Raw genomic sequence first — 22,328 nt, 5'->3', positions numbered from 1 at the left:
ACTGCCGTTTCTTTGGCTTTTTCCTTCTTATGGCTAAGAGATGATTGATTTTTTTATGGATCCAGATTTGATTTGATAGAGCGTTACAAACAAGGTGGTCACTAAAATATACATTGCGAAAAGGAAATACATGTTTTTAAAAAGCTGGATCGTCGTTTGATTGAGCCAAGCCCCTACTTTAGGGATATAAAAAATGGGTTGCCCAATCAATTGGCTTTTTTGGATTTCTTTTGGTTCCATCTGGCTTTGGTTATCACCGATCGTATAAAGCACCGATTGGTTTTCTCCCACTGCAACGATTCGCCGTGTGCGCATCTGTCTGCCGTGATCGACATAATAGGTCACTTCATTACCAACGACCAAATTGTCTTCTGAAGCCTTTTTAACAAAAAGCAATGTCCCTTCGGAATATGTAGGTTCCATTGCATCGCTGTTAACGATGGCCATTGTGAAACCAAACGCATGAGGAATCACGACCGCTAAAACAGAAATCAGCATAAACAACAATACAAAAAGTGAGAGCATGATACTTTGTTTTGGCAAAAGTTTCTTTTTCTTTTCTCCTTCTAAGGCTCAGTTTCTTTTTCGATTCTATAACATATTTAAATTTTTTTCAAATATTTAAAAACGATTCATTGAATTTTTATGCGTATTTTTTCTCATTATTATTTGACTTTATTTTACTATTTATATTATGCTAAAGGCGATTAAAAAACATAGGAGAAAAAGTATGCTTTTTTTAAATAACAAGTTCTTTTTTAAACGTTGGATTCCCTTTATCCTACTCGTTCTATTTTTGCTAGGAAGCATCGGTTTTTTTCTTATACTCTTCCTATCTCCTACTTCTGATAACCATACCGTGGAGAAGAAGGAAGATTGGATTTTTTATGCGGAAGACAATCCTGATTCTACTTTTATTAGCCGTTATGTGAAATATTTACCTAGCGTAAAAGCCAATGAGCGATTTGTCATGCAGCGAAAAATGACCAATGAATACAAATATCCAACGATGCTGCTGATTGGCGATCATCAACACATGACCGTCTATTTGGATGATCAAGAAATTTATACCAATGAAGCTGCCGAACATTCATTGACCTTCAACCATCCTGGCAAAACCTTATCTTTTATCACATTGCCAGAGGATTACGTTGGAAAGACGTTGAAGATCTACGTGACTAGTCCTTTCGACACCTATTCTGGCTTTCCAGCCGAAGTCTTTTTCGGTCCTGCCAATGCATTGATCGGTTATGTTTTTAGTCTATCAATTTTGAATATCTATATCCTCCTATTTACCGGATTTATTTGTATCCTTAATTTATTTTATCTCTTCGTTTCTTTTATCAACCAAAGAAAGCTGAAAGTATCTTCCATTTTATTCAGTGGCTTTGCCTTAAGTGCAGGTTTAGAAGCAGGCTTCGGGGATCTGCTGGGTGGACTGCTTTTTTCTCCCATCGTGAATTCATTTATGTTAAATTTTCTTTCGATTATTACGCCCATGTTTTTGATTGGGTTTTACTACACAAACATGCACTTCGTACGTAAGTATTATCAGAAATGGTTGTTTGTTCACTACTCCTTTGGGATCTTTGCCATGTTTTTGGCACTTTTTCAAAAACAAAGTTTGCCAGTCGTCATGAACTATCTGTTTTTATTAAATATCACCAGCACCTTTGTGACTTCATTTGCGGCGATTTATGAGGCGTTAAAAAAGAATCAATTTTATGTCCTTTGTGCACCTTGGATCGTTGTCGCGGCAATCGGTCATGGGTTCTTGTATATCCAAGATATTTTAGTCCTCCCGCAATCTGACATCAATTGGCGCTCGATCATCTTTTTCTTACTGATACTTATTTTTACTTGTTATGGGTTCCTCGAACTCTTTTTTGCCAGTGAAGGCAAAAATAAGCAGATCGACACAGCAGACATCAAAGTGCGATTGTATGAAAATCAGCAGGCGATCGGTCCAGATCAAACGGCACAATGGCAGCAAGTTCTACAAACCATCAAAAAGAGAACCCATACCATTAAAGACATGTTAGAAGACGAACAACTAGCGGCTGCGTATGAAGGTCTTTGCGAGATTGAAGAAGAAATCAAGCAGCAGCTAACGATCCCTGCGGTTGAAAAAGAATCGATCACGACGATGCTGCTTGCTGATTATCAACACACTGCCGCTCAAAAAAGAATCACGCTTACCTGCGATGACCTCACGGAACCACTGGAACGATTGGAAGAAAATGATCGTCTGTCCTTGATCGCCCATTGCTTAGAGTACGCCATCCGCTACACCTGTTCGGTCACAGATCCTCAAAATCGCAGGCTTTCGTTGAAAGTGACTGACACAAAAGAACAGCTACATATCGACTGTCAAATGCCGCTTTTGACAGAGGATGAGGCAGAAAAACTGCAAACTGACGAAGCAAAACGACAGGCGATCCATACCGATGTGCAAATGCTGGAACAAATTTGTCTTGTCTATCAAGGAAGTATGCGTATCGAGGATTCAGATGGTTTTCATTTTTTGCGTTTGACACTTGCCGCTAAAGCGGATCTGCTGTCTTTTGACTGACTGCCTTTTCTCCGATACGTTAAACGGTCTATTTTAAGAAAAAGCGAAAAAACTCTTGCTTTTTTCGCTTTTTCGCTTTAGCATGATAAAGAACAGCAACAAGCATTGGAATAGTAATTTTATGATGGTCTTAGAGAGTCGATGGCAGCTGAAAAATCGACACCCGCTGATAAAATGAACCTACCCAATGGCAATGACCGCAAAACGGTCGGTGGAAAGGCCTTATCCTTTACGAGTTGGATTATCCCTATCGATAATCAACAAAGGTGGTACCGCGAAATCCAAGCATTTCGTCCTTTTTTAGGACGAGATGCTTTTTTATTTTTTTAAGGAGGAAAAACAATGACACAAAAAAATGATTTTACAGAATGGTATATACAAACGATCCAAAAAGCCGAATTGATGGCTTACTCCCCAGTGAAAGGTTCCATTATTTTCCGTCCTGACGGCTTCGAACTTTGGGAACATATTCAAGAGGAGTTCAATCGTTTCTTGAAAAAAGAAGGCATTCGCAATGCATACTTCCCAATGCTGATTCCGCAAAATTTCTTTATGAAGGAAGCGGATCATATCGAAGGCTTTGCCCCTGAATTACCTTGGGTCACAGAAGTCGGCAACGAAAAACTGGAAGAACCTTTGGCCTTGCGTCCAACCTCAGAAACCATGATCGGCTCTGCCTTTTCTGATTGGATCAACTCCTACCGTGACCTGCCTTATGAAATCAATCAATGGGCAAACGTCTTTCGTTGGGAAAAGAAAACATTGCCTTTCTTGCGTACCTCAGAGTTTTTATGGCAAGAAGGTCATACCGCTCATGAAAATGAAGAAGATGCTCGTCAACGCACCATGAAAGTCTTAGATGAATATGCCCGCCTTTGCGAAGAATTTCTAGCGATCCCTGTTTATCGTGGACAAAAAACCCCATCTGAGCGCTTTGCCGGGGCAGTAGATACGTATTCGATCGAAGCGATGATGAAAGACGGCAAAGCAGTCCAAGCAGGAACCAGCCACTACATGGGGACAAAATTTGCTGAAGCATTTGATATTACGTATTTAACGAAAGAAAACAAGCATACCCATGCCCACACAACCTCTTGGGGTGTCTCTACCCGCTTGTTAGGTGCCTTGATCATGACCCATGGCGATGAAAATGGTTTAGTTTTCCCACCAACCATTGCACCAACCCAAGTTGTGTTGTTACCAGTCGGTCCTTGGAAAAAGAATCCAGCCATCTTAGAAAAATTAGAAGAACTGTATGCCAACTTTAAAGCCAAGGGCATTCGTGTTCGTTTGGATGATTCTGATAACTCACCTGGCTATAAATTCAATGAATGGGAACTAAAAGGCGCTTGCTTGCGAATCGAATGTGGCCCAAGAGATTTAGAAGCTGGCAAGGTCATGGTCAAAGTCCGTGACCTACCTGACAAGCAAACGGTGGTGCTTGAGGAATTAGAAGCGTTTGTTGACCAAGAATTACAAGCAATGACTCCACGTTTATTAGCAGCTGCGAAGGAACGTAACAAAGATAATGAGTACACCGACATCGATACATTGGATGAACTAAAAGCCCATATCGAAACGTGCAAACAAGAAGACAAAGTGACTGGTTTTGTTTTGATCGGTTGGGACGGCTCGGAAGAAACCGAAGCCAAAATCAAAGAAGAAACTGGCTTTACTACTCGGAACATTCCGTTTGAAGCGCCAATGGAAAAAACGGTCGATATCGTCAGCGGGAAACCTGCCAAACACACCGTTTGGATCGCCCGCGCATACTAATAAAAAACGAAGCAGCCAGATGGAAAAGGCTGCTTCGTTTTTTGATTAATAAATCAATGAAAGAAAATCTTCAGGCGTGATGTTGCCAAAATATTTTTTGACATCAATGTTGGCAATGACTTGTGCCAAATCTTCTTTGGCATAACGAGTACCGATCAGTGCTTGTTCTACATCTGCAATGTCCCCTAGGCCGAAAAAGTCGCCAAAGATTTTGGCATCTGTGATTTTTCCTTCTGCCACATTTAAACGAACTTCGATGGAACCGATCGGGAATCGATGACGACGTTCTATATCAAAGGCTGGTGATTTGCCGTAATTCCAATCCCAGTTACGATAATACTTATCGGAAATCTCATTGATCTTGACCCAATCCTCTTCTGTTAGTTCATAGGTTTTGACGTCTTCCACGGAATCGACACCAAAAATCTTCAATAAGATTTCTTGACGGAACTCTTCAGTCGTCATGTCTTGCTTCTCTTTTGGCAAGAATGGTTTGATGTTGGTCACTCTTGAACGGATCGATTTGATGCCTTTTGATTCGATTTTGTCTTTACGGACTTTCAAGGCGTTAACTACTTCATTGATATCACTGTCAAACATGATCGTGCCATGAGCAAACATCCGGCCATTTGTTGCGTACATCGCATTCCCAGAAAACTTCATGTCATTGATCACAAGGTCGTTGCGGCCTTTTAGTTGCGCCCCTTCAACCCCCATCTCATGTAAAGCTTGGACGATTGGTTTGGTCAGTTTTTCAAAATCTCTGAAAGAATTCCCATCGTCAGGCATAATAAAGCTGAAATTCAAGTTTCCGAAATCATGATAGACTGCACCGCCGCCGCTGAAACGACGAACGACATGGATCCCATGTTCATCCACATATTCCTTATTGATCTCTTCGATCGTATTTTGATTGCGTCCAATGATAATCGATGGTTCATTAATGTAAAAAAGTAAGATGGGTTCATCCACTTTCATTTCTTGAAGAAGAAAAATCTCGATGGCTAAATTGATGCGTGGGTCATTCAGTTCGTTCGGTACAAAAAGCATACTATTCGTTCCTCCTAATTAGATGATTTCAATTATTTTTTGAACAGCCGCCAATTCAACGGGGATCCCGTTGGCAGCTAGTGCAGCCTCTTCTCGTAACTGTTCTAAATCACCGTGTTGCGGCAAATGCGTCAACATTAATTTTTTTACCTGCGCCGCATGGGCGATCTCGCCTGCTTCTTTTGACGTAAAATGAGCCTTGTGCCGCTCATTGCCTGCAAAAAGATAGGTATCTGCCAAAAACAGGTCAGCTCCTTGTGCAAACGGAACAAAAGATTCTAAGTAGCCAGAATCGCCTGTAAAAACAAAAACCTTGCCTGTGCTTTTCTCAACAAATCGCATGGCATAGCAAGTGACTGGATGGATCGTTTTCATAAAGGTAATGGTAAACGGGCCCAATTCCAATGACTCCGTTTGGAGGTAATCAATTCCTTGAGTCACTCCAGGCATCGTCAGGCTTTCAAAATGAACAGTGTCCTCCCCATGTCCGTAGATCGGCAAAACCTGGCGTTCTTCGTTTCCTGGATATAATTGCCAATAGTATTGCAATACCCCTAGATCCGCAATATGATCGTGATGGTAATGCGTCAGAATCACTGCATCTAAGTCTAAGGGATCAAGGATTTTTTCTAGTTGGACCAAGGTGGTGCTTCCCGCATCAAGCAGCAAATGAAAGCCTTCCGACTCAATTAAATAGCCAGTAGTCCCTTCACCATTATACGGATAGGCACCTAAACAACCTAAGACAGTTATTTTCACTTGTGTTTCCTCCTCTTTGGCTCAAGCTGATTTTCTACTTCTTTTATGCTATCACATCTCAGCTGATTTGACTAAAATCCGACCATTTTTTTGCAAAAAAAGATCGAGAAAACGAGAAAAAAACGACGTCTATTGGTAGAACCCTATGAATGAGTTTTTTACTCTATCTGCAGGGAGCCAGACCAATGGGCCATCGTCTTTTTTGTTTATCTGATCATCGCTCGTTGTTCATTGATCAATTCCTCATAAAATACTGCATTAACCGCATAAGCGTAGGCGTTTGCCCATAGCATCCCGATCATCAGTGCCAAAAAGCCGAGAATAAACCAACCAATCAATGATAACTGTAGCCAAATGTATTGACCCAGATGTGGACGCAAGAGCGCAAAGGCCACTTTAATTGACTGAAGAACCCCTAATTCCGGTTGATCATAGCGCAGATAGATCGCTAATTGGATCACACCAGTAACGACTTGTGACAAAAAGAAGAACAAAATGATGGCGAGAAAAGTCCCGAGTACAAAAGCCAGGGAGCCATTAAACATCGCCAAATCAATAGAGATTCCCCGATTAAAATTGAATACCAAGTCCAAATATTGATTGAGCCCTGATAAGACAAACTGCGGCAAGAAAATCGCAAAACTCAAAAGATAATTTAAAAGCGCGCTCACTAAATTTAGTAGCAAAAACGGTACATACAGACGTTTATCAAAGACTAGAAAAATATCCCCCACCTTGATTCCTCTGCCACGAACCAGATAGAGTGCCATGATACTCAACGCTACCGAAAACGCAAAGAAGACAAAATTGTCCAAGATCAGATCGATCCAGCTCCCTGCATTGTTTGCACCAAAAGAAGTCCCAATACTACTAAAAAGCGAGCTGACCACCGCTTGTACCGCAACCGTCGCTAAAATACTTAAGACGAACGTTCCCCAGAATCCGCGCAAGGAGTTTTTGGCGGTCTCTCGAATCATTGTATTTGATCTCATAGACTCACCTTAATAACTGCGCAATGCTTTAACGGTCTTATCGTCTAAGCGGCGAACCACTTCCGTTACAAGCTTGACTGTATTGAAGTAGTCATCCTCATGAATGACAGAAGTATGAGAATGCAGGTAACGAACTGGCACGGTAATAGCGATCGAAGGGACCCCATCACGAGTCAAATGCATTTGACCAGCATCGGTTCCTCCACCAGTGATCACGGTATATTGGAAAGGAATTTCCATTTCTTCTGCGACATCGATCACAAAATTCAATAATTTCTTGTGAGGAATCATGGAAGCATCAAAAATCAGGACTTGTGGGCCTTTGCCTAACACAGAATCCGCTTCTTTTGGTGTCATTCCAGGCGTGTCCCCAGCGGTACCAGTATCTAGTGCGATCGCGATATCGGGATTCACTAAGTGAGTGCTTGTTCGCGCCCCTCTTAGGCCAACTTCTTCCATCACGTCACTGCCAGCAAACAAGCAGTTGGGATGTCCTTCTGCTGCCAAGGTTTCTAATACCCGCAGTGATACCGCCGTACCGATTCGATTGTCCCATGCTTTGGCTAATAAAAATTTGCTGTCGTTCATCCGTTTGTATTGGATATAAGGGGTGATCATATCTCCCGGACGGATCCCCCAGCCTTTGGCTTCTTCTTCACTTGAAGCGCCGATATCAATGAACATATCTTTGATATCATACGGTTTATTTCGAGTCTCTGGACTCAAGACATGGGGTGGTTTTGAACCGACGACACCGTGGATCAATTTGCCTTCATTGGTTTTGATCTCGACTTGCTGTGCCAGCATCACTTGCCCCCACCAACCACCAAGGGTCTGGAATTCAATAAAGCCTTTTTCTGTGATTTTAGTTACCATAAAGCCGACTTCATCCATATGTCCCGATATAAAAATTTTCGGTCCACCGCCATCACCAACATGTTTGGCAATGACACTTCCTAAACCATCAAAAAAGATATCTTCAGCAAAGTCTTTGGCATATTCTTTAAAGACTTCACGCACTTCCTCCTCATTCCCAGGAACCCCACGTGCAGTCGTTAGGTCTATTAAAAGCTGTTCTTCTTTTTTCTCCATCTTGCTTCCTCCTTTGTCTCATTGATTATGATTATACCATTCTCTTAATCTGGTGCCAGAGGGAAATACAAAAAGATTGGTTAAATGAAAAAACGATCCTCGTTTTGTAGTGATCCTCAAGGTTAGATTTTTTGGTCTAACTTGTAAGGTTCGCTTCAATTCTAAGGATCGTTTTATCAAGAATTCAATCAAGTTTCAATTATTCGCAGACACAGCTTGACGGTAATCAAATAGGCAAATAGATAGACGACTGCTGCAACTGCCGCAAACAAATGAGCCACCCAATACCCAGGACTGTCGATGATTTGGGTGAAGGTATTGATGGCAAAGACGGCATGCAAGATCGCCAGTAGCGTACCTGGCATAAAAATCCAGATGTTTTGCCAGTAAACGAGTTTGCGTACTTCTTTTCGGGTGTAACCTAGTTTGGTCAATAATCGGTAATTGTGTTTCTCCCGCTCGGTATTTGAAAATTGCCGAACGATCAAACTGCTGGATGTCGTGATCAAAACGATCACACCTACAAATAATGACACAAACAAAACGATTCCTGCTTGCCGCCGCACGCCGCGCATCGTTGTAAAACGATTCGCTAAGGTCAGTCGATATGCGGTCATCTGGTTATTCTCACTGGTGGAATCTCGGGCAGTCTCTGGATAAAAACGCACGCTTTTTTGGTCATCGCTAAACTCATAGGTCAAAGGATGCGTCCACTCAATCGGCAGCTCTTCATCTAGCAGCTGAGTCAAGCTCTCCGTTTGCACCTTGTCTGTTTGTAAATAAGCAACGCTATAGGTGAAGCCCTCAACTTGTTGGTACGCATCATCTTGGATGACAAGGACATTCGGCAAGGAATAGCGCAAGGCAGAATCCCCAAAATAATCCTGTTCTGCTTGAATGAGTTTGAACGTATGTTGACTGCCGATTTTGACCTCATCGCGATAGGTGATAAACGAACGAGTCACATCGTATTGACTGTCAAAAAGCACCGCTTGTTTATCGGTACTCAGTTGAATCTCCGGGGCATCGGGAACCAGTTTTCGCAGACGCTGATAATCAGAAAAAGCGACCAGATTCACCATGATATTTTCAATATTTTCGTCTTGCAACTCTCCAAGGTAACGGGTTTGAACCGTCATATTGGTCATTTTATAGGGAATCGATTGTTCGGCAATAATCGGTGTATCGGCTTTTTCTAAAAGGTCCCGCAAGGTATCTGCCTGCTCTTCTGACACTTGAAAGGACGTTGGATAAATGCGGTTCGTTGCTTGATAGTTTAATGAGATGACCCCCATCGTTCCCCCGATCAGGGAGATTGCGATCGCTGTGATGATCGTCAAAAGCGCATAGCTTTTCCACGTTCTTTGCAAGTAAGCCCGCACGTTATTGTAAGCAATCAGTTTCGCCCCTTTGATAAGACGTTTTTTCGGCTTACTCAAAAAATATAACAATGCCGGCAACGAGCAATCAAAAAAAAGATAGGTTGCCGTCACACAACAAAACAGAATCAATAAAGGAATCCATAAAATTGCTGAAAAATCTTGTGTGTACGTGATATAGTTGGTCCACGTTTCCCGCAGGGTCAAAGACAAATAGTAGCCTACCCCCAGTAGAATCAGACCTAGAACCCCCATTAATGAACGAAACGGGGTCATTTTCATTTTCTTGATCGGTAAGCGGTATTCAGTCTTGATCAGCTCACTCATTGGGGTACGCCATACAAAAAGGATCACTTGAATACTCAAAATAATCATCGCCGCGATAAAGACAAAAACCGTTGAAAAAATCGATTGGGGCGAATTAAAGAAATGACTCGTTAAATTCAAGCCCATCGCTCGAATCAAAATCATAGAAAAAAATTTCGAAAAAATAATCCCCATAAAGATGCCGGTCACTAAAGAGAAAAAGTTCAATAGAAACGTTTCCCGCAGCAACAGCCAAGCCAGACGACCTTGCCGCAGCCCCAAAAGCTGGTAAACACTGATTTCTTTTTGCCGCTGACTAAGAAAAAAATGATTGGCACTCAGCATAAAAAACAAGACGACAAAGGCAACCACACTGCTGCCGAATCCTAAAACCCCTTCAATGCGGATATCTTGCTGGACCCGTTGATTCAGCAGACGATCATTCATCAAGGCGTTAAAGGAATAAAAAATCATCACAGCGGTCATCATACAAATAAAGTACACCATATAGTTGCGAAACTGCCGTAAAAAACTCCGCCAGCCGATTTTAAACAACATGGCGCGGACCGCCTCCAATCGTTGCCTGCATATCGATGATTTTTTCAAAAAATTCCTGACGCCCGCCTTTTTTGACGACTTCTGCAAAGAAGACACCGTCTCGGATGAATAAAATTCGGTTGCAGTAGCTGGCGGTGAAAGGATCATGGGTGACCATCAAGATCGTTGTTTTCTCTTGTTGATTGATTTGTGCTAAATACCGTAACAATTCTGTCGCCGCTTTTGAATCAAGGGCGCCAGTGGGTTCATCAGCAAAAAGGACCGCCGGACGACTAATGATTGCTCGAGCAGCAGCGACCCGCTGTTTTTGCCCTACAGACAATTCTTCTGGGTAGCGATCTAACAAGTGCTCGATTCCTAACAAATTGGCCGTTTGTTCAATGCGCTCTTGGGTTTCACTCACGGGCAAACGATCAATGGCAAGGGGAAGCAAGATATTGTCTCTGGCAGTCAACGTCTCTAAAAGATTAAAGTCTTGAAAGATAAAACCGATCTGCTGACGACGAAAATCACTGAGGGCTTTTTCCGACATTCGGGTAATGTCTTTGCCATCGATATAGATCGAGCCTAAGCTAGGTCGCATGATTGAAGACAACAGATTCATCAAGGTCGTTTTCCCAGCGCCGCTGGGCCCCATGACCCCGACAAATTCTCCTTGATCCACTGCAAAAGAAAGGTTATCTAATACTTTGGTTTGATTGAAACGAGTGCCGTAACTTTTGGTCAGATGCTTCACATCAATCATATTTTTCACATAGAACCCTCCTTTAATAAAATTCTCTCCTTATGGTAGCATACTTTTTCATTGAATACTTCTGCTTCAAAACAGAGAAAAAATAAATTTAAAAAAGTTTTTTATTCATTATGTGAAACATGGAACAACCAAATCCTTAATCTTATCAGTTTTCTCAGAAAACACCCCAATGAATATACACCATATATTGTGTATATCCAATTTATCAACCCTTATTCACCACTATATATAGTTGCTCATTTCTACAATTTGTTTTATTATATTGAGGAAGATAAGGAGTGGTAGAAATGATGAACATTAAGAGAAATCCTGAGCAAGGGTTGGAAAGACAGTCCGCTTTGCGTCAGTTAAAAATCGTAAAACGTGATGGACGGCTTGTCGATTTTGATGATCAAAAAATTTACGATGCGTTAGTGAAAGCCCTAAGAAAAATCAACGGCGAGCTTTCTCCCATCGACCACGAAAAAATCACCGAGATCGTTGACAGTGTCGATCACGAGATCGCGGAACGTTTTCGTACGAATGTAAAAATCTATGAGATCCAAAATATCGTCGAGCATATCTTATTAGCAAAAAACGAGTATGCCTTGGCTGAAGAATATATCAACTATCGGACCCATCGTGATTTCGAGCGCAGCAAAGCCACAGACATCAACTTTACGATCAACAAATTGATGAATAAAGATCAATCGGTCGTCAATGAGAATGCCAATAAAGATAGCAATGTGTTCAATACACAACGTGATTTGACCGCTGGGATCGTAGGAAAATCGATCGGTTTGAAAATGCTCCCTCCTCACGTGGCAAATGCTCACCAAAAAGGCGACATTCATTACCATGACTTGGATTATCATCCTTACACCCCAATGACCAACTGCTGCTTGATCGATTTTAAAGGCATGCTGAATAATGGGTTTAAAATTGGGAACGCCGAAGTGGAATCGCCAAAATCGATCCAAACGGCCACCGCTCAAATCTCACAAATCATTGCAAACGTAGCATCGAGTCAATATGGCGGCTGTTCTGCTGATCGAACAGATGAATTATTGGCTCCTTTTGCTGAGTTGAATTATCAAAAGCATCTAAAAGATGCCGAAGAATGGATCGAGTCGCCTGAACGTCGGGAAGCTTATGCGAAGAGCAAAACGCGCAAAGATATCTACGATGCAATGCAAAGTCTAGAATACGAAATCAATACGTTATTCACCTCAAACGGACAAACGCCGTTTACTTCCCTTGGCTTTGGTTTAGGAACCAACTGGTTCGAACGGGAAATCCAACGAGCGATTCTCCAAATTCGCATCAACGGGTTAGGCAGTGAAAAGCGTACCGCTATTTTTCCAAAATTGATCTTTAGTATTCGCCGTGGCGTCAACTTGGCCCCTACCGATCCGAACTATGATATTAAAGAACTGGCTTTAGAGTGTGCCACCAAACGGATGTATCCTGATATTTTGAATTATGATAAATTGGTTGAATTGACCGGCAGCTTTAAAGTGCCGATGGGCTGTCGTTCTTTCTTGCAAGGCTGGAAAAACGAACGTGGCGAAGAAGTCAATGTCGGTCGGATGAATCTAGGCGTCGTAACATTGAATATTCCTCGGATCGCCTTAGAAGCAAATGGTGATCAAGAAAAATTCTGGACGCTGCTGGAAGACCGTCTGCAAATCGTCAAGGATGCTCTTGTCTATCGGGTGGAGCGCTGTAAAGAAGCCAGCCCTGCGAATGCGCCGATCCTTTATATGTATGGGGCTTTCGGTGAACGTTTGGATCGCAAAGACAATGTGAATGAACTATTCAAAAACAAACGTGCTACTGTTTCTCTTGGATATATCGGTTTGTATGAAGCTGCTTCGGCTTTTTATGGTGGAACATGGGAACAAGATCCAGAAGCAAAAGCCTTTACCCTAGCGATCGTGAAAGAATTGAAAGCTCATGCAGATGCTTGGGGCGATGAATACGGCTATCATTTCAGCGTGTATTCGACGCCTAGTGAAAGCCTGACTGATCGTTTCTGCCGCTTGGATACCGAAAAATTCGGTGAAGTTGAAAACATTACCGACAAAGAATACTACACCAACAGCTTCCACTATGATGTGCGGAAAAATCCGACACCATTTGAAAAACTTGATTTTGAAAAAGAATATCCAAAATACTGTTCTGGCGGGTTTATTCATTACTGTGAATACCCAGTCTTGCAGCAAAATCCAAAAGCGTTAGAAGCGGTTTGGGATTACGCTTATGATCGGGTCGCCTATCTTGGAACAAATACCCCTATCGATCACTGTTATGAGTGTGGGTATGAAGGAGATTTCAATCCAACCGAACGGGGCTTCGAATGCCCGCAATGCGGCAATCATGACCCCAAAAGTTGTGACGTCGTCAAAAGAACCTGTGGGTATCTTGGAAATCCTCAAGCTCGTCCAATGGTCAATGGACGGCACAAAGAAATTTCTGCCCGGGTCAAACATTTGCAAGAATAAACGAAAAAGGAGTGCTAGAATTCTTCTACACTCCTTTTCTTGAAGACCAATCCCTGTAATTCATGATAGAAAGAAGTTTTCTTATGAGAAATCCGAAACCTAAAGAATGGCAAGCCAAAGAATATAGCCAAAATTATATTGCTGATTACAAAGCCTTCAACTTTGTTGATGGTGAAGGCATTCGAAATAGTTTATACGTGAGCGGCTGTCTCTTTGCTTGTGAAGGCTGTTTCAACAAAGCGGTCCAAAACTTTCGCTATGGTACACCTTTTACGCAAGAACTAGAGGATCGAATCATCGAAGATCTGCGGCATGATTATGTCCAAGGGCTGACCCTCCTGGGCGGCGAACCTTTCTTGAACACAACAGTCTGTCTGAAAGTCGTTGATCGGGTTCGTGCTGAATTTGGGCACAGCAAAGATATTTGGAGCTGGTCAGGCTACACCTATGAAGAATTGCTTTTGGAAACACCCGATAAATTGGAACTTTTATCCAAAATCGATATTTTAGTCGACGGTCGTTTTGAACTGAGCAAACGAAATTTAAACTTGCAGTTTCGCGGCAGCAGCAATCAACGAATCATTGATCTTGCTGCATCTCGGGAACAAGGAAAAGCGGTTATCTGGGCAAAGTGCAAAGATGCTGAAGCAAGCTACGAACAAATCAAAAAACAAATTTAAAAACTAAAAACACCGTGCATCTTGAGGTGACCCCAAAAGTTAGACCAAAAAATCGAACTTTTGACGGTCACCTCCTCTTCCTTCAAAGATGATGCACGGTGTTTTTTTATGTTATATCAACTCAGTGACCAAGCTTTTTACAGGTACTTACTTGCTTCACGAATCGTCAAAGGCGCCAGACTTGTTTGATAGCGAAGCAGAAAGTCTTGGACCCACTGAGGATTCGTCTTGGCATAATCTCGTAAGCTCCAACCAATGGCTTTGTTGATAAAGAATTCAGAACTCCCCAAATTATTGACGATGACCTCTTCAAGCAGTGGTCGATCCATCTGTTCTTTTTGCAGCAGTTGATGGAGTATTGCCACTCGCCGCAGCCAAAGATTTTCCTCAAGACTCCAGCGAAGCATTTCAGCTTTTAACGCTGGCAGTCGGCGAACTAGTTTTCTGACAACCTCACTTAGGGCATCCACGCTATCCCACCAAGCTTTTGTTATGACTAGCTGTTCAATTTTTGCCAGATCGATGGCCGCTAGAAACGGCTCCATCACCACTAAATAATCAATCGCAAGGTATTGGTGTTCCCGATAGCTGCTTTGCCAACAATGATCGATAAAATCCCAATCAACCGTTTTCGTTTGTTTTGCTGCTTTGAAGGTCGCTTTCTCCTGCTGGCGGCGCAACGGCGTAGGAATGCCTAAAAAATCAAACTGATGCCGCATGTAGGCGGCCATTTTTTCACTTCGCTCCTGATCAGCCAACCCCACCATCGTGTCATATACTTGATAGAGTGTCATTTTGCTCCTCCTCTTCTGACTACTGCTCGTCAGATAGTTGCCATAAGGGCAGTACGATATTTTCATAGGTCAGTGGATCAAGATTTGTGACGGTGATCCCCAAAAGACGGATGCCTTTTTCCAGACCTAAAATTTCTTCCCAAATCAGACTTGCTTCGGAAAATAGCTGTTCTTTTTTATGAACATAGGTTGGCAAGGTCACTCGCTTGGTGATCGTAGAGTAATCACTGTAACGAACTTTCAACACGACCGTCTTGCCATGTTTTTGTGTGCGCTTCAGTGATCTTTCGACTTCTTCTGCGATAGCCCGTAACTGGCTCAATACTTGTTCTTCACTGGTTAATGGATTGCCGTATGTATGCTCTTTTCCAACTGATTTCCGTTCTCTCGTCACACTAACTGGGGAATCATGGATCCCTCTAACTTTCCGATACAAGGAATACCCCATTTTGCCAAATTCACGAATCAGTGCCATCTCACTCCAGCCATACAGATCAGCTCCTGTAAAAATACCTAACTCATGCATCCGCGGAACAGTTTTCTTCCCGATCCCGTGAAATTTATCAATGGGTAATTGTTGCAAAAATGCCACTGCCTCATCTGGCATCACCACCGTCAATCCTCGTGGTTTATGATAATCCGAAGACAGTTTTGCCAAGAATTTGTTGTAACTGACTCCTGCCGAACAGGTCAGATGAGTCTCTTGCCAGATGTCTCGTTGAATCAAACGAGCGATCTTAATTGCTGAAGGACAATTGATCTTGTTGACTGTGACATCTAGATACGCTTCATCAATAGAAACTGGTTCGATGATGTCGGTGTACCGATGAAAAATTTCTCTGACTTGCTGGGACACTTCACGATACTTTTGATGATTTCCCGGTTTAAAAATCGCTTGCGGACAAAGCTCATAGGCTTTTTGCGCACTCATTGCCGAGTGGATGCCATATTGTCGTGCCAGATAATTGGCGGTCGTTACCACTCCTCGTCCGCCAGTATCACTTGGGTGACGGGCAATGACGAGGGGATGCTTGGCAAGCTCTGGATCATCCCGTTCTTCCACCGAAGCAAAAAAAGCATCCATATCAATATGAATAATTTTGCGGCTCGTATCATTTTTTAAGGGAAATTGCAGTTCCGACATCGTTGTTCACCCCACTTCTTATTATAAACGAACAGAGGTTCCCTATCAAGCAAGGAATCGAGGGAAGCACGCAAAAAGGACCAATCTTCATTGGTCCTTTCTTCTACATTCACTGCTTTTGCGGCCCTCTTCATGGTTCAATAATTTCTACTATAAGGCAGCTTCCCCTCGTTCATTAGTGCGAATCCGAATCGCTTCTTCCAACGGGTAGACGAATATTTTGCCGTCACCGACTTCATCTGTCCGACAGATCGATACAATCAGCTCAATCACCGCATCGACTTTTTCATCTGCTAAAACAAAACGGACATTTACTTTTGGTAAAAGAGTTGTGATCACTTCTTGGCCACGAATAAACTCTTTGAGGCCTTTTTGATTGCCACAGCCCAGCACTTGACTGACTGTCATGCCGCTGATCAAATCAGACTGATCCAAAGCGGCCTTTAGTTCTTCTAATTTTTCTTGGCGAATAATCGCTTCAACTTTTTTCATGACTGCTCCTCCACTCTTAAGAATCTAACCCCATAAAGGTAGGATAGGCCGTTTCGTCATGTTCGATCCGATCCATCCCCACTGCTTCTTCTTGTTGCGATACGCGAATCGGCATTACCCATTTGATCAAAGTGATAATGACAAAGGATAAGATACCTGCAAATAGAATCGTAAATACGATACTTTCGGCTTGTGCGAGAAAAAGATCAACGCCGCCATAGAGCAATCCTGACCGTCCACCCACTGCTGGATCCGCAAAGATCCCCGTCATCAAACCGCCAAAGATCCCGCCTACGCCATGGCAGCCAAAGGCATCCAGCGCATCATCTAATCCTAGACGATGTTTGATGACAGAAATAAAGAAGTAGCAAAACGGACTGACTAAAGCGCCAATGATAAAGGAAGACCAAAGCGAGACAAATCCCGCACCTGGTGTGATGGCAACTAAGCCCACGACGGCTCCAGTACACGCACCAACGATCGTCGGTTTGCCCAACACGATTTTTTCGATCAGCATCCAAGAAAGCATCGCACTGGCTGCTGCCGTATTCGTGGTCATTAGGGCGTGGATCGCTAGACCATCAGCTGCTAACGCAGAGCCAGCATTAAAGCCAAACCAGCCAAACCATAAAAGGCCAGCACCTAGTACAACAAATGGAATATTATGAGGACGATATTCGGTTTGATGAAATTCTCGCCGCTTACCGACAACGATCGCTAAGACTAACCCACTGATACCCGAACTGATATGAACGACATTGCCTCCTGCAAAATCGATCGAGCCGATCGCATCTAAGAAACCGCCGCCCCATACCATATGTGCCATTGGAAAATACACGAGAACTAGCCAGAAGCCGATAAATAGGAAAATAGCTGAGAAACGCATTCTGCCCACGACAGATCCAGTAATGATCGCCGTTGTGATCAAGGCAAACATCATTTGAAAGGCCGCAAATAACCCTTCAGGAATCCCTTCTCCTTCTGTCATCGAGACATGATTGAAAAAGACTTTATCTAAATTCCCAATAAATGAGCCTGTGCCGCTAAAAGATAAGGTATACCCTAAAGCGACCCATAGCACAGACGCCAAGCCCATCGTACAAATCACCATCATCATGGTATTGAGGATGTTTTTGCGACGTTCCAATCCTCCGTAAAAAAATGCCAATGCTGGAGTCATAAGAAAAACCATGCCGCTACAAATTAAAATAAATGCAATATTCCCTGTGTTCATTTTTGACGCCTCCTTTTCTTTATGTTAGCTATCCTAACATCATATTTCCAAATAATCTAGATTTTTCTGAGAAAACCGTGAATTTTCTGAAAATAGCTAACTATTGATGTCAGATAATTTAACACAAGTCCGAAAAAAGACAAAAAAATACCGAGAGAATTCTCGGTATGATTACGTTTCTAATTGATGGTAGGCTTGATAAACAAGCTGTTTCTTCACTTGATTGCGTTTAGCCACTTCTTTGATGGCTTCTTTCGAAGACAAGCCAGCCTCTTCCATCAAGGCTGCCACCTGTTCAGCATAGCTTCCTTCATAAACGACTTCAGGGATTTCAGAAGCGCCTTCCACTAATAGACAGCATTCCCCTTTGATTGGTTGTTGGTCGAGGTATTCAATCAATTCTGAAAAGGTCCCTCGCAAATATTCTTCGTGGATTTTTGTCAATTCACGGCAGATAACTGCTTGACGTTCTCCCAATACCTCTTTCATCGTTTCGATCGTCGCTGCGATTCGATACGGTGACTCATAAAAAATCATCGTAGCTTTTTGGCTTGCCAATTCACTTAACGCTTGCTTTTGTTCTTTTTTCTTACGAGGTAAAAAGCCATAAAAAAGATTCGGCTGCGGTGATAAGCCAGAAGCGATCAGCGCGGTCAAACCAGCCGTAGGTCCTGGGAGCGCAATCACTGCGATTCCTTCGACCAAGCACGCCTTGACTAATTCATGACCTGGATCACTAATGGAGGGCATACCAGCATCACTGCATTGGGCAATAGTCTTGCCCATTTGCAGCTGTTCTATCAGCTGTGGCACCCGTTCTTTATAATTGTGTTCATGTAAGCTTTTTTGCGGTGTCGCAATCTCAAAATGATTCAACAATTTCTGGGTATTTCGAGTATCTTCACTTGCGATCAGGTCCGCTTCTTTTAAAATTTTGACACATCGGAACGTCATATCTTCCAAGTTACCGATCGGTGTTGGAACAAGATACAGTTTTCCAGTGTCTTGTTTATAACTTTGCTGCTTTTGCATGTACTGCTCCTTTCGAAAAAAAGACCAGCAGTAACTGATCTTTTTTCTAACGAACCGCTTCGTCTGTCAGCTATTTGCCGCTTTCACGATAGATCACTTCTAGACAAAACGCACAAGGTTCGTCATGTTCTCTGCGAGAACCGTATAAGTCATAACAAACATGAAATCCTTCTTCGTAAATCTTTTCTAAATTCATCCGTGATTTAGAAAGCTCTTGTTTGACCGATTCAGCGGGTGCATCTGCCACTTGGTTCAACTCACGAATGTGTTCACGTAAGCGTTGATTTTCCAATTCTAATGTCGTATTTTTTTCGACGATTTCTTGCAAAGACTGCTTCATTTCCGCTAGATTATTCAAGGAATTTTGCAACTCCACTTCTAACTGATTCAATCCGTCATATATTGATCGTTTGTCCATGCTCATTATGGTCACCTACTTATTTTGTCACTAGTTCTTCATAATCATACTCGATTGGTGTTTGCCGATCATGCAAACGGACTTTGATCACTCGGCTCAACAGATCCAGCCCGACCACACGTCCTTTGCCATCTGGCGTTTCAACTTCCTTGCCGCGATCCGGCAATTCTTTTTTTGCACGCTCATACTCTTCACTTTCGTACTTAAGACAACACATCAAACGACCACATAACCCTGAAATTTTTGCAGGATTTAAGGAGAGTCCTTGATCCTTAGCCATCTTGATGGACACTGGGATAAAATCGCCTAAAAACGTCGCACAGCATAGTTTGCGACCGCAGGGTCCAACTCCGCCTAGCGCCTTTGCTTCATCCCTGACACCAATTTGGCGCAGTTCGATCCGTGTATGAAATTCACTTGCCAAGTCTTTGACCAACTCACGAAAATCAACGCGGCTTTCTGCCGTGAACGAAAAAATCAGTTTTGTGCGCTCAAAGGTATATGCCACCCGAATCAGCTTCATTGGCAGCTGGTGTGCTCGAATTTTTTCTTTCCCGATTTTCAACGCTTCGTCTGCTGCTTTTTGATTGGCGGCAGCTTGCTCTAAATCTTTTTTCGTCGCTCGACGCAGGATCGGTTTGACTGCTTGAGGCAAATCGCTCTCATTCATTTTTCTGCTTTTTGTAACCACCGTGGCAAGACATTTGGCATCTTGTGATTCCACGATGACTTTTTCATTTATGGTATAGGTCTGTTTTTTTGGTGTGTAAAAATAAATCTGGCCCACGTCATGATAACGCACTCCGACAACTTCGATCATCTCTGGTCTCCTTTTCCGGCTGCTGCGTTTTATCCATAGATGATTTTCACGGAAAATTGTTCTGCCACTCCTTGGAAAGACACATTGGCTTGCAATTTTTTTTGTGCTTGCAATGCGGCTTCAATGGCACGATTGATCTCTTTTCCCCATAAACCTTGTGCCAACAATCGATCTCGTTCCTCTTGAAAGTAAAATAACAAGAGCAAAAAGATTTCTGATTGCTGATTTTTTTCTTTTGCTAGACCCAATAATTTTTTCTGAACAAAAATAAATGCTTGCGGGTCTTTCTTCAAAAGGTAATTCACCCAACGCTTAACAGCATCCTTAGTTTCATTAAACCATTCATTCTGCGAGATTTCAACTGCTTTATGATAACTATTCGTCAAGTGGCTCAGAAGTCGACTCGTCTCTTTGGAAAGTCCTTCTTCTTGGAGCTTCTCCTGTAGTTTTTCTTTTGACAGCTGCGAAAAATGAATGATCTGACAGCGAGACTGAATCGTCGGCAAAATACGTCCTAAACTCTCAGTTTCTAAAATCGCCAAAAAGTTTCCCACCGGTTCTTCCAAAAACTTTAATAGGCTGTTGGCAGCGCTGTTGTTCATTTTGTCAGCTTGAGACAAAATAAAGATTTTCAGACGACTTTCAAAGCCGCTTTTTGAGAACTCCTCTTGCAGCTGCCGAATCTGGTCGACTTTGATCATCTGCCCATCCGGCTCGATTTGGATGACGTCAGGATGCTCTCCTTGGGCGATCCGCAGACAATTGCTGCATGTGCCGCACGGGGCTTCTTCTTGCACATTGGTACAAAAAAGGCGTTTTGCGAGCCACAGACTTAATTCGTGCTTGCCAGTCCCCTTGTCCCCTTCAAAAAGATAAGCATGAGCAATGCGCCCATGCTTGATACTTTTTTTTAGTTGGGCAAAAACAAGAGGCTGATATTCTTGTAGAAATAACTCCTCCATGAAAAGCTCCTTTTTTAATATTGATGGAATCCGTCAACCGGTAGCACGAACACAGTTGCTCCGCCGACTTCGACTTCGACTGGATAAGGAACTTGACCGTCTAAGGAAATGTCTAAAGACATCGGTGTCGAGACATATTGTTTTCTTGATTGACAGGTTTTTTTGATCAATTCTAATGCATCTTGTACCCGATCGTCTTCAATACCAATGATAAACGTACTGTTGCCAGCCTTTAAAAACCCACCCGTTGAGGACAATTTTGTAGCACGGATATTGGCATCAATAAACTCATTTGCCAAACGATTACTGTCTTTGTCTTGTACGATTGCCATAATTAATTTCATGGGACCATCTCCTTTGTGTTATCCAACCTACTCTAGATTGACTTGAAGTAAGCAGGATACGATTCAACGATTGCTGAATAGCTGGATTCAACAACTTCTTGTAACCCCATTCTAGCATCAATCTTATGAATGCGTACAGGATTTTCTTCCGCCAGCTTAAGATACGCATGACGAACCCGTTGATGAAACTCCAATCCTTCCGAATCTAAGCGGTCATATTGATGTGCGCGGTTTTCTTGGATGCGACGCAAGCCAGTATCAGAGTCAACATCTAGATACAAGGTAAAATCAGGCGTCGTTCCTTCCGTCGCAAACTCGTTGATCCGTGCGATCTCAGGAATCCCGATGCGGCGTCCAGCTCCTTGATAGGCAAGCGAACTGTCAACAAAGCGGTCACAGATCACGATGTGTCCAGCATTCAATGCCGGCAGGACAATCTCAATCAAGTGTTGGCGGCGGGCCGCTGCATAAAGTAAGGCTTCCGTCCGCTCATCCATTTCTTCATTTCGCGGATCTAAAATAATTTTACGAATCTTTTCAGCGATTTTAACTCCGCCAGGTTCTCTTGTTTTCACGATTTTTCTTGTTGCTTCAAGCTGTAACCGAGGATACAACTCTTCGATCACACTGGTTTTTCCAGCACCATCCGGTCCTTCGATGGTTATAAACAATCCATTCACCCTAATT

General features: G+C 42.7%; 21 protein-coding genes and 1 other annotated feature. Of the genes, 4 read left to right on the top strand and 17 right to left on the bottom strand.

Annotated features, from left to right (window positions below; all coding sequences use genetic code 11):
* Nucleotides 1-33: 33 nt before the first annotated feature.
* Complete coding sequence (locus IGJ05_RS01555; protein WP_266166383.1) at nucleotides 34-543, bottom strand: S24/S26 family peptidase; 510 nt, start codon at nucleotides 541-543, stop codon at nucleotides 34-36.
* Nucleotides 544-694: 151 nt separating this feature from the next.
* Here IGJ05_RS01555 and IGJ05_RS01550 point away from each other — a divergent pair, with 151 nt between their 5' ends.
* Nucleotides 695-2,572 carry a hypothetical protein gene (locus IGJ05_RS01550; protein ID WP_151195013.1) on the top strand — a complete coding sequence of 626 codons (1,878 nt, stop codon included), beginning with the start codon at nucleotides 695-697 and terminating at the stop codon, nucleotides 2,570-2,572.
* A 96-nt stretch (nucleotides 2,573-2,668) separates the two neighbouring features.
* Nucleotides 2,669-2,873: a binding site (T-box leader), on the top strand.
* A 41-nt stretch (nucleotides 2,874-2,914) separates the two neighbouring features.
* Entirely contained in the window at nucleotides 2,915-4,348 is a 1,434-nt protein-coding gene (proS, locus tag IGJ05_RS01545) for a proline--tRNA ligase (RefSeq protein ID WP_225001004.1), read from the top strand.
* Between the two features lie 45 nt (nucleotides 4,349-4,393).
* On the opposite strand, the gene IGJ05_RS01540 is transcribed toward proS, so the two are convergent.
* From IGJ05_RS01540 to IGJ05_RS01515, 6 genes are all read right to left on the bottom strand, one after another.
* Nucleotides 4,394-5,398, bottom strand: a complete 1,005-nt coding sequence (locus IGJ05_RS01540; RefSeq protein ID WP_015509943.1) for a lipoate--protein ligase — start codon at nucleotides 5,396-5,398, stop codon at nucleotides 4,394-4,396.
* Nucleotides 5,399-5,416: 18 nt separating this feature from the next.
* Entirely contained in the window at nucleotides 5,417-6,157 is a 741-nt protein-coding gene (locus IGJ05_RS01535; protein WP_005229857.1) for an MBL fold metallo-hydrolase, read from the bottom strand.
* 206 nt (nucleotides 6,158-6,363) lie between these two features.
* Nucleotides 6,364-7,149 (bottom strand): DUF975 family protein, encoded by a 786-nt coding sequence (locus tag IGJ05_RS01530; RefSeq protein ID WP_225001005.1) that lies wholly within the window; start codon nucleotides 7,147-7,149, stop codon nucleotides 6,364-6,366.
* Between the two features lie 9 nt (nucleotides 7,150-7,158).
* Nucleotides 7,159-8,241 (bottom strand): M42 family metallopeptidase, encoded by a 1,083-nt coding sequence (locus IGJ05_RS01525; RefSeq protein WP_010749523.1) that lies wholly within the window; start codon nucleotides 8,239-8,241, stop codon nucleotides 7,159-7,161.
* 188 nt (nucleotides 8,242-8,429) lie between these two features.
* Nucleotides 8,430-10,484, bottom strand: a complete 2,055-nt coding sequence (locus tag IGJ05_RS01520; protein ID WP_060793061.1) for an FtsX-like permease family protein — start codon at nucleotides 10,482-10,484, stop codon at nucleotides 8,430-8,432.
* Nucleotides 10,474-11,238, bottom strand: a complete 765-nt coding sequence (locus tag IGJ05_RS01515) for an ABC transporter ATP-binding protein (protein WP_005229848.1) — start codon at nucleotides 11,236-11,238, stop codon at nucleotides 10,474-10,476. The genes IGJ05_RS01520 and IGJ05_RS01515 overlap by 11 nt, the downstream gene beginning before the upstream one ends.
* A 287-nt stretch (nucleotides 11,239-11,525) precedes the next feature.
* On the opposite strand from IGJ05_RS01515, the gene nrdD reads away from it, so the two are divergent.
* Together nrdD and nrdG are read left to right on the top strand one after the other, a co-directional pair.
* Nucleotides 11,526-13,721: an anaerobic ribonucleoside-triphosphate reductase gene (gene nrdD, locus IGJ05_RS01510; RefSeq protein ID WP_034869343.1), complete on the top strand. Its 2,196-nt coding sequence runs from the start codon at nucleotides 11,526-11,528 to the stop codon at nucleotides 13,719-13,721.
* Nucleotides 13,722-13,804: 83 nt separating this feature from the next.
* Nucleotides 13,805-14,401, top strand: a complete 597-nt coding sequence (gene nrdG / locus IGJ05_RS01505; RefSeq protein WP_005229836.1) for an anaerobic ribonucleoside-triphosphate reductase activating protein — start codon at nucleotides 13,805-13,807, stop codon at nucleotides 14,399-14,401.
* A gap of 137 nt (nucleotides 14,402-14,538) precedes the next feature.
* Here the strand turns inward: nrdG and IGJ05_RS01500 are convergent, their stop codons facing one another.
* The 10 genes from IGJ05_RS01500 to tmk form a co-directional block, all read right to left on the bottom strand.
* On the bottom strand, nucleotides 14,539-15,195 hold the full coding sequence (locus IGJ05_RS01500) for a DNA alkylation repair protein (protein WP_225001007.1): 657 nt from the start codon (nucleotides 15,193-15,195) through the stop codon (nucleotides 14,539-14,541).
* Nucleotides 15,196-15,214: 19 nt separating this feature from the next.
* Entirely contained in the window at nucleotides 15,215-16,339 is a 1,125-nt protein-coding gene (gene dinB / locus IGJ05_RS01495; protein ID WP_005229832.1) for a DNA polymerase IV, read from the bottom strand.
* 150 nt (nucleotides 16,340-16,489) lie between these two features.
* The gene (locus tag IGJ05_RS01490; protein ID WP_005229830.1) at nucleotides 16,490-16,831 is read right to left on the bottom strand and encodes a P-II family nitrogen regulator; all 342 of its coding nucleotides are present in this window, start codon (nucleotides 16,829-16,831) and stop codon (nucleotides 16,490-16,492) included.
* Nucleotides 16,832-16,847: 16 nt separating this feature from the next.
* Entirely contained in the window at nucleotides 16,848-18,065 is a 1,218-nt protein-coding gene (locus IGJ05_RS01485) for an ammonium transporter (protein WP_005229828.1), read from the bottom strand.
* A gap of 171 nt (nucleotides 18,066-18,236) precedes the next feature.
* Nucleotides 18,237-19,097, bottom strand: coding sequence for a 16S rRNA (cytidine(1402)-2'-O)-methyltransferase (gene rsmI / locus IGJ05_RS01480; protein WP_266166371.1), 861 nt, complete (start codon nucleotides 19,095-19,097; stop codon nucleotides 18,237-18,239).
* A gap of 70 nt (nucleotides 19,098-19,167) precedes the next feature.
* A complete protein-coding gene (locus IGJ05_RS01475) occupies nucleotides 19,168-19,515 on the bottom strand; it encodes a DNA replication initiation control protein YabA (protein WP_026008088.1) in 348 nt (115 codons plus the stop codon).
* Between the two features lie 19 nt (nucleotides 19,516-19,534).
* On the bottom strand, nucleotides 19,535-20,335 hold the full coding sequence (locus tag IGJ05_RS01470; RefSeq protein ID WP_438724987.1) for a PSP1 domain-containing protein: 801 nt from the start codon (nucleotides 20,333-20,335) through the stop codon (nucleotides 19,535-19,537).
* 29 nt (nucleotides 20,336-20,364) lie between these two features.
* Entirely contained in the window at nucleotides 20,365-21,297 is a 933-nt protein-coding gene (gene holB, locus IGJ05_RS01465) for a DNA polymerase III subunit delta' (RefSeq protein ID WP_015509950.1), read from the bottom strand.
* A 14-nt stretch (nucleotides 21,298-21,311) separates the two neighbouring features.
* Complete coding sequence (locus IGJ05_RS01460) at nucleotides 21,312-21,641, bottom strand: cyclic-di-AMP receptor (protein WP_005229817.1); 330 nt, start codon at nucleotides 21,639-21,641, stop codon at nucleotides 21,312-21,314.
* Between the two features lie 32 nt (nucleotides 21,642-21,673).
* Nucleotides 21,674-22,321 (bottom strand): dTMP kinase, encoded by a 648-nt coding sequence (gene tmk, locus IGJ05_RS01455; protein ID WP_266166370.1) that lies wholly within the window; start codon nucleotides 22,319-22,321, stop codon nucleotides 21,674-21,676.
* Between the last annotated feature and the right edge of the window lie 7 nt (nucleotides 22,322-22,328).

This window comes from Enterococcus sp. AZ167 (assembly GCF_051714025.1).
Lineage (GTDB): Bacteria > Bacillota > Bacilli > Lactobacillales > Enterococcaceae > Enterococcus_D > Enterococcus_D casseliflavus.
The sequence above is the reverse complement of the archived record's forward strand: the minus strand, read 5'-3'. Positions and strand labels throughout refer to the sequence as shown.

Coding starts and splice junctions, on each gene's coding strand:
- IGJ05_RS01550 (WP_151195013.1), top strand. CDS start 695: ATGCTAAAGGCGATTAAAAAACATAGGAGAAAAAGTATGCTTTTTTTA.
- proS (WP_225001004.1), top strand. CDS start 2,915: ATGACACAAAAAAATGATTTTACAGAATGGTATATACAAACGATCCAA.
- IGJ05_RS01540 (WP_015509943.1), bottom strand. CDS start 5,398: ATGCTTTTTGTACCGAACGAACTGAATGACCCACGCATCAATTTAGCC.
- IGJ05_RS01530 (WP_225001005.1), bottom strand. CDS start 7,149: ATGAGATCAAATACAATGATTCGAGAGACCGCCAAAAACTCCTTGCGC.
- IGJ05_RS01525 (WP_010749523.1), bottom strand. CDS start 8,241: ATGGAGAAAAAAGAAGAACAGCTTTTAATAGACCTAACGACTGCACGT.
- IGJ05_RS01520 (WP_060793061.1), bottom strand. CDS start 10,484: ATGTTGTTTAAAATCGGCTGGCGGAGTTTTTTACGGCAGTTTCGCAAC.
- nrdD (WP_034869343.1), top strand. CDS start 11,526: ATGATGAACATTAAGAGAAATCCTGAGCAAGGGTTGGAAAGACAGTCC.
- nrdG (WP_005229836.1), top strand. CDS start 13,805: ATGAGAAATCCGAAACCTAAAGAATGGCAAGCCAAAGAATATAGCCAA.
- IGJ05_RS01500 (WP_225001007.1), bottom strand. CDS start 15,195: ATGACACTCTATCAAGTATATGACACGATGGTGGGGTTGGCTGATCAG.
- dinB (WP_005229832.1), bottom strand. CDS start 16,339: ATGTCGGAACTGCAATTTCCCTTAAAAAATGATACGAGCCGCAAAATT.
- IGJ05_RS01490 (WP_005229830.1), bottom strand. CDS start 16,831: ATGAAAAAAGTTGAAGCGATTATTCGCCAAGAAAAATTAGAAGAACTA.
- IGJ05_RS01485 (WP_005229828.1), bottom strand. CDS start 18,065: ATGAACACAGGGAATATTGCATTTATTTTAATTTGTAGCGGCATGGTT.
- rsmI (WP_266166371.1), bottom strand. CDS start 19,097: ATGCAAAAGCAGCAAAGTTATAAACAAGACACTGGAAAACTGTATCTT.
- IGJ05_RS01475 (WP_026008088.1), bottom strand. CDS start 19,515: ATGGACAAACGATCAATATATGACGGATTGAATCAGTTAGAAGTGGAG.
- IGJ05_RS01470 (WP_438724987.1), bottom strand. CDS start 20,335: ATGATCGAAGTTGTCGGAGTGCGTTATCATGACGTGGGCCAGATTTAT.
- holB (WP_015509950.1), bottom strand. CDS start 21,297: ATGGAGGAGTTATTTCTACAAGAATATCAGCCTCTTGTTTTTGCCCAA.
- IGJ05_RS01460 (WP_005229817.1), bottom strand. CDS start 21,641: ATGAAATTAATTATGGCAATCGTACAAGACAAAGACAGTAATCGTTTG.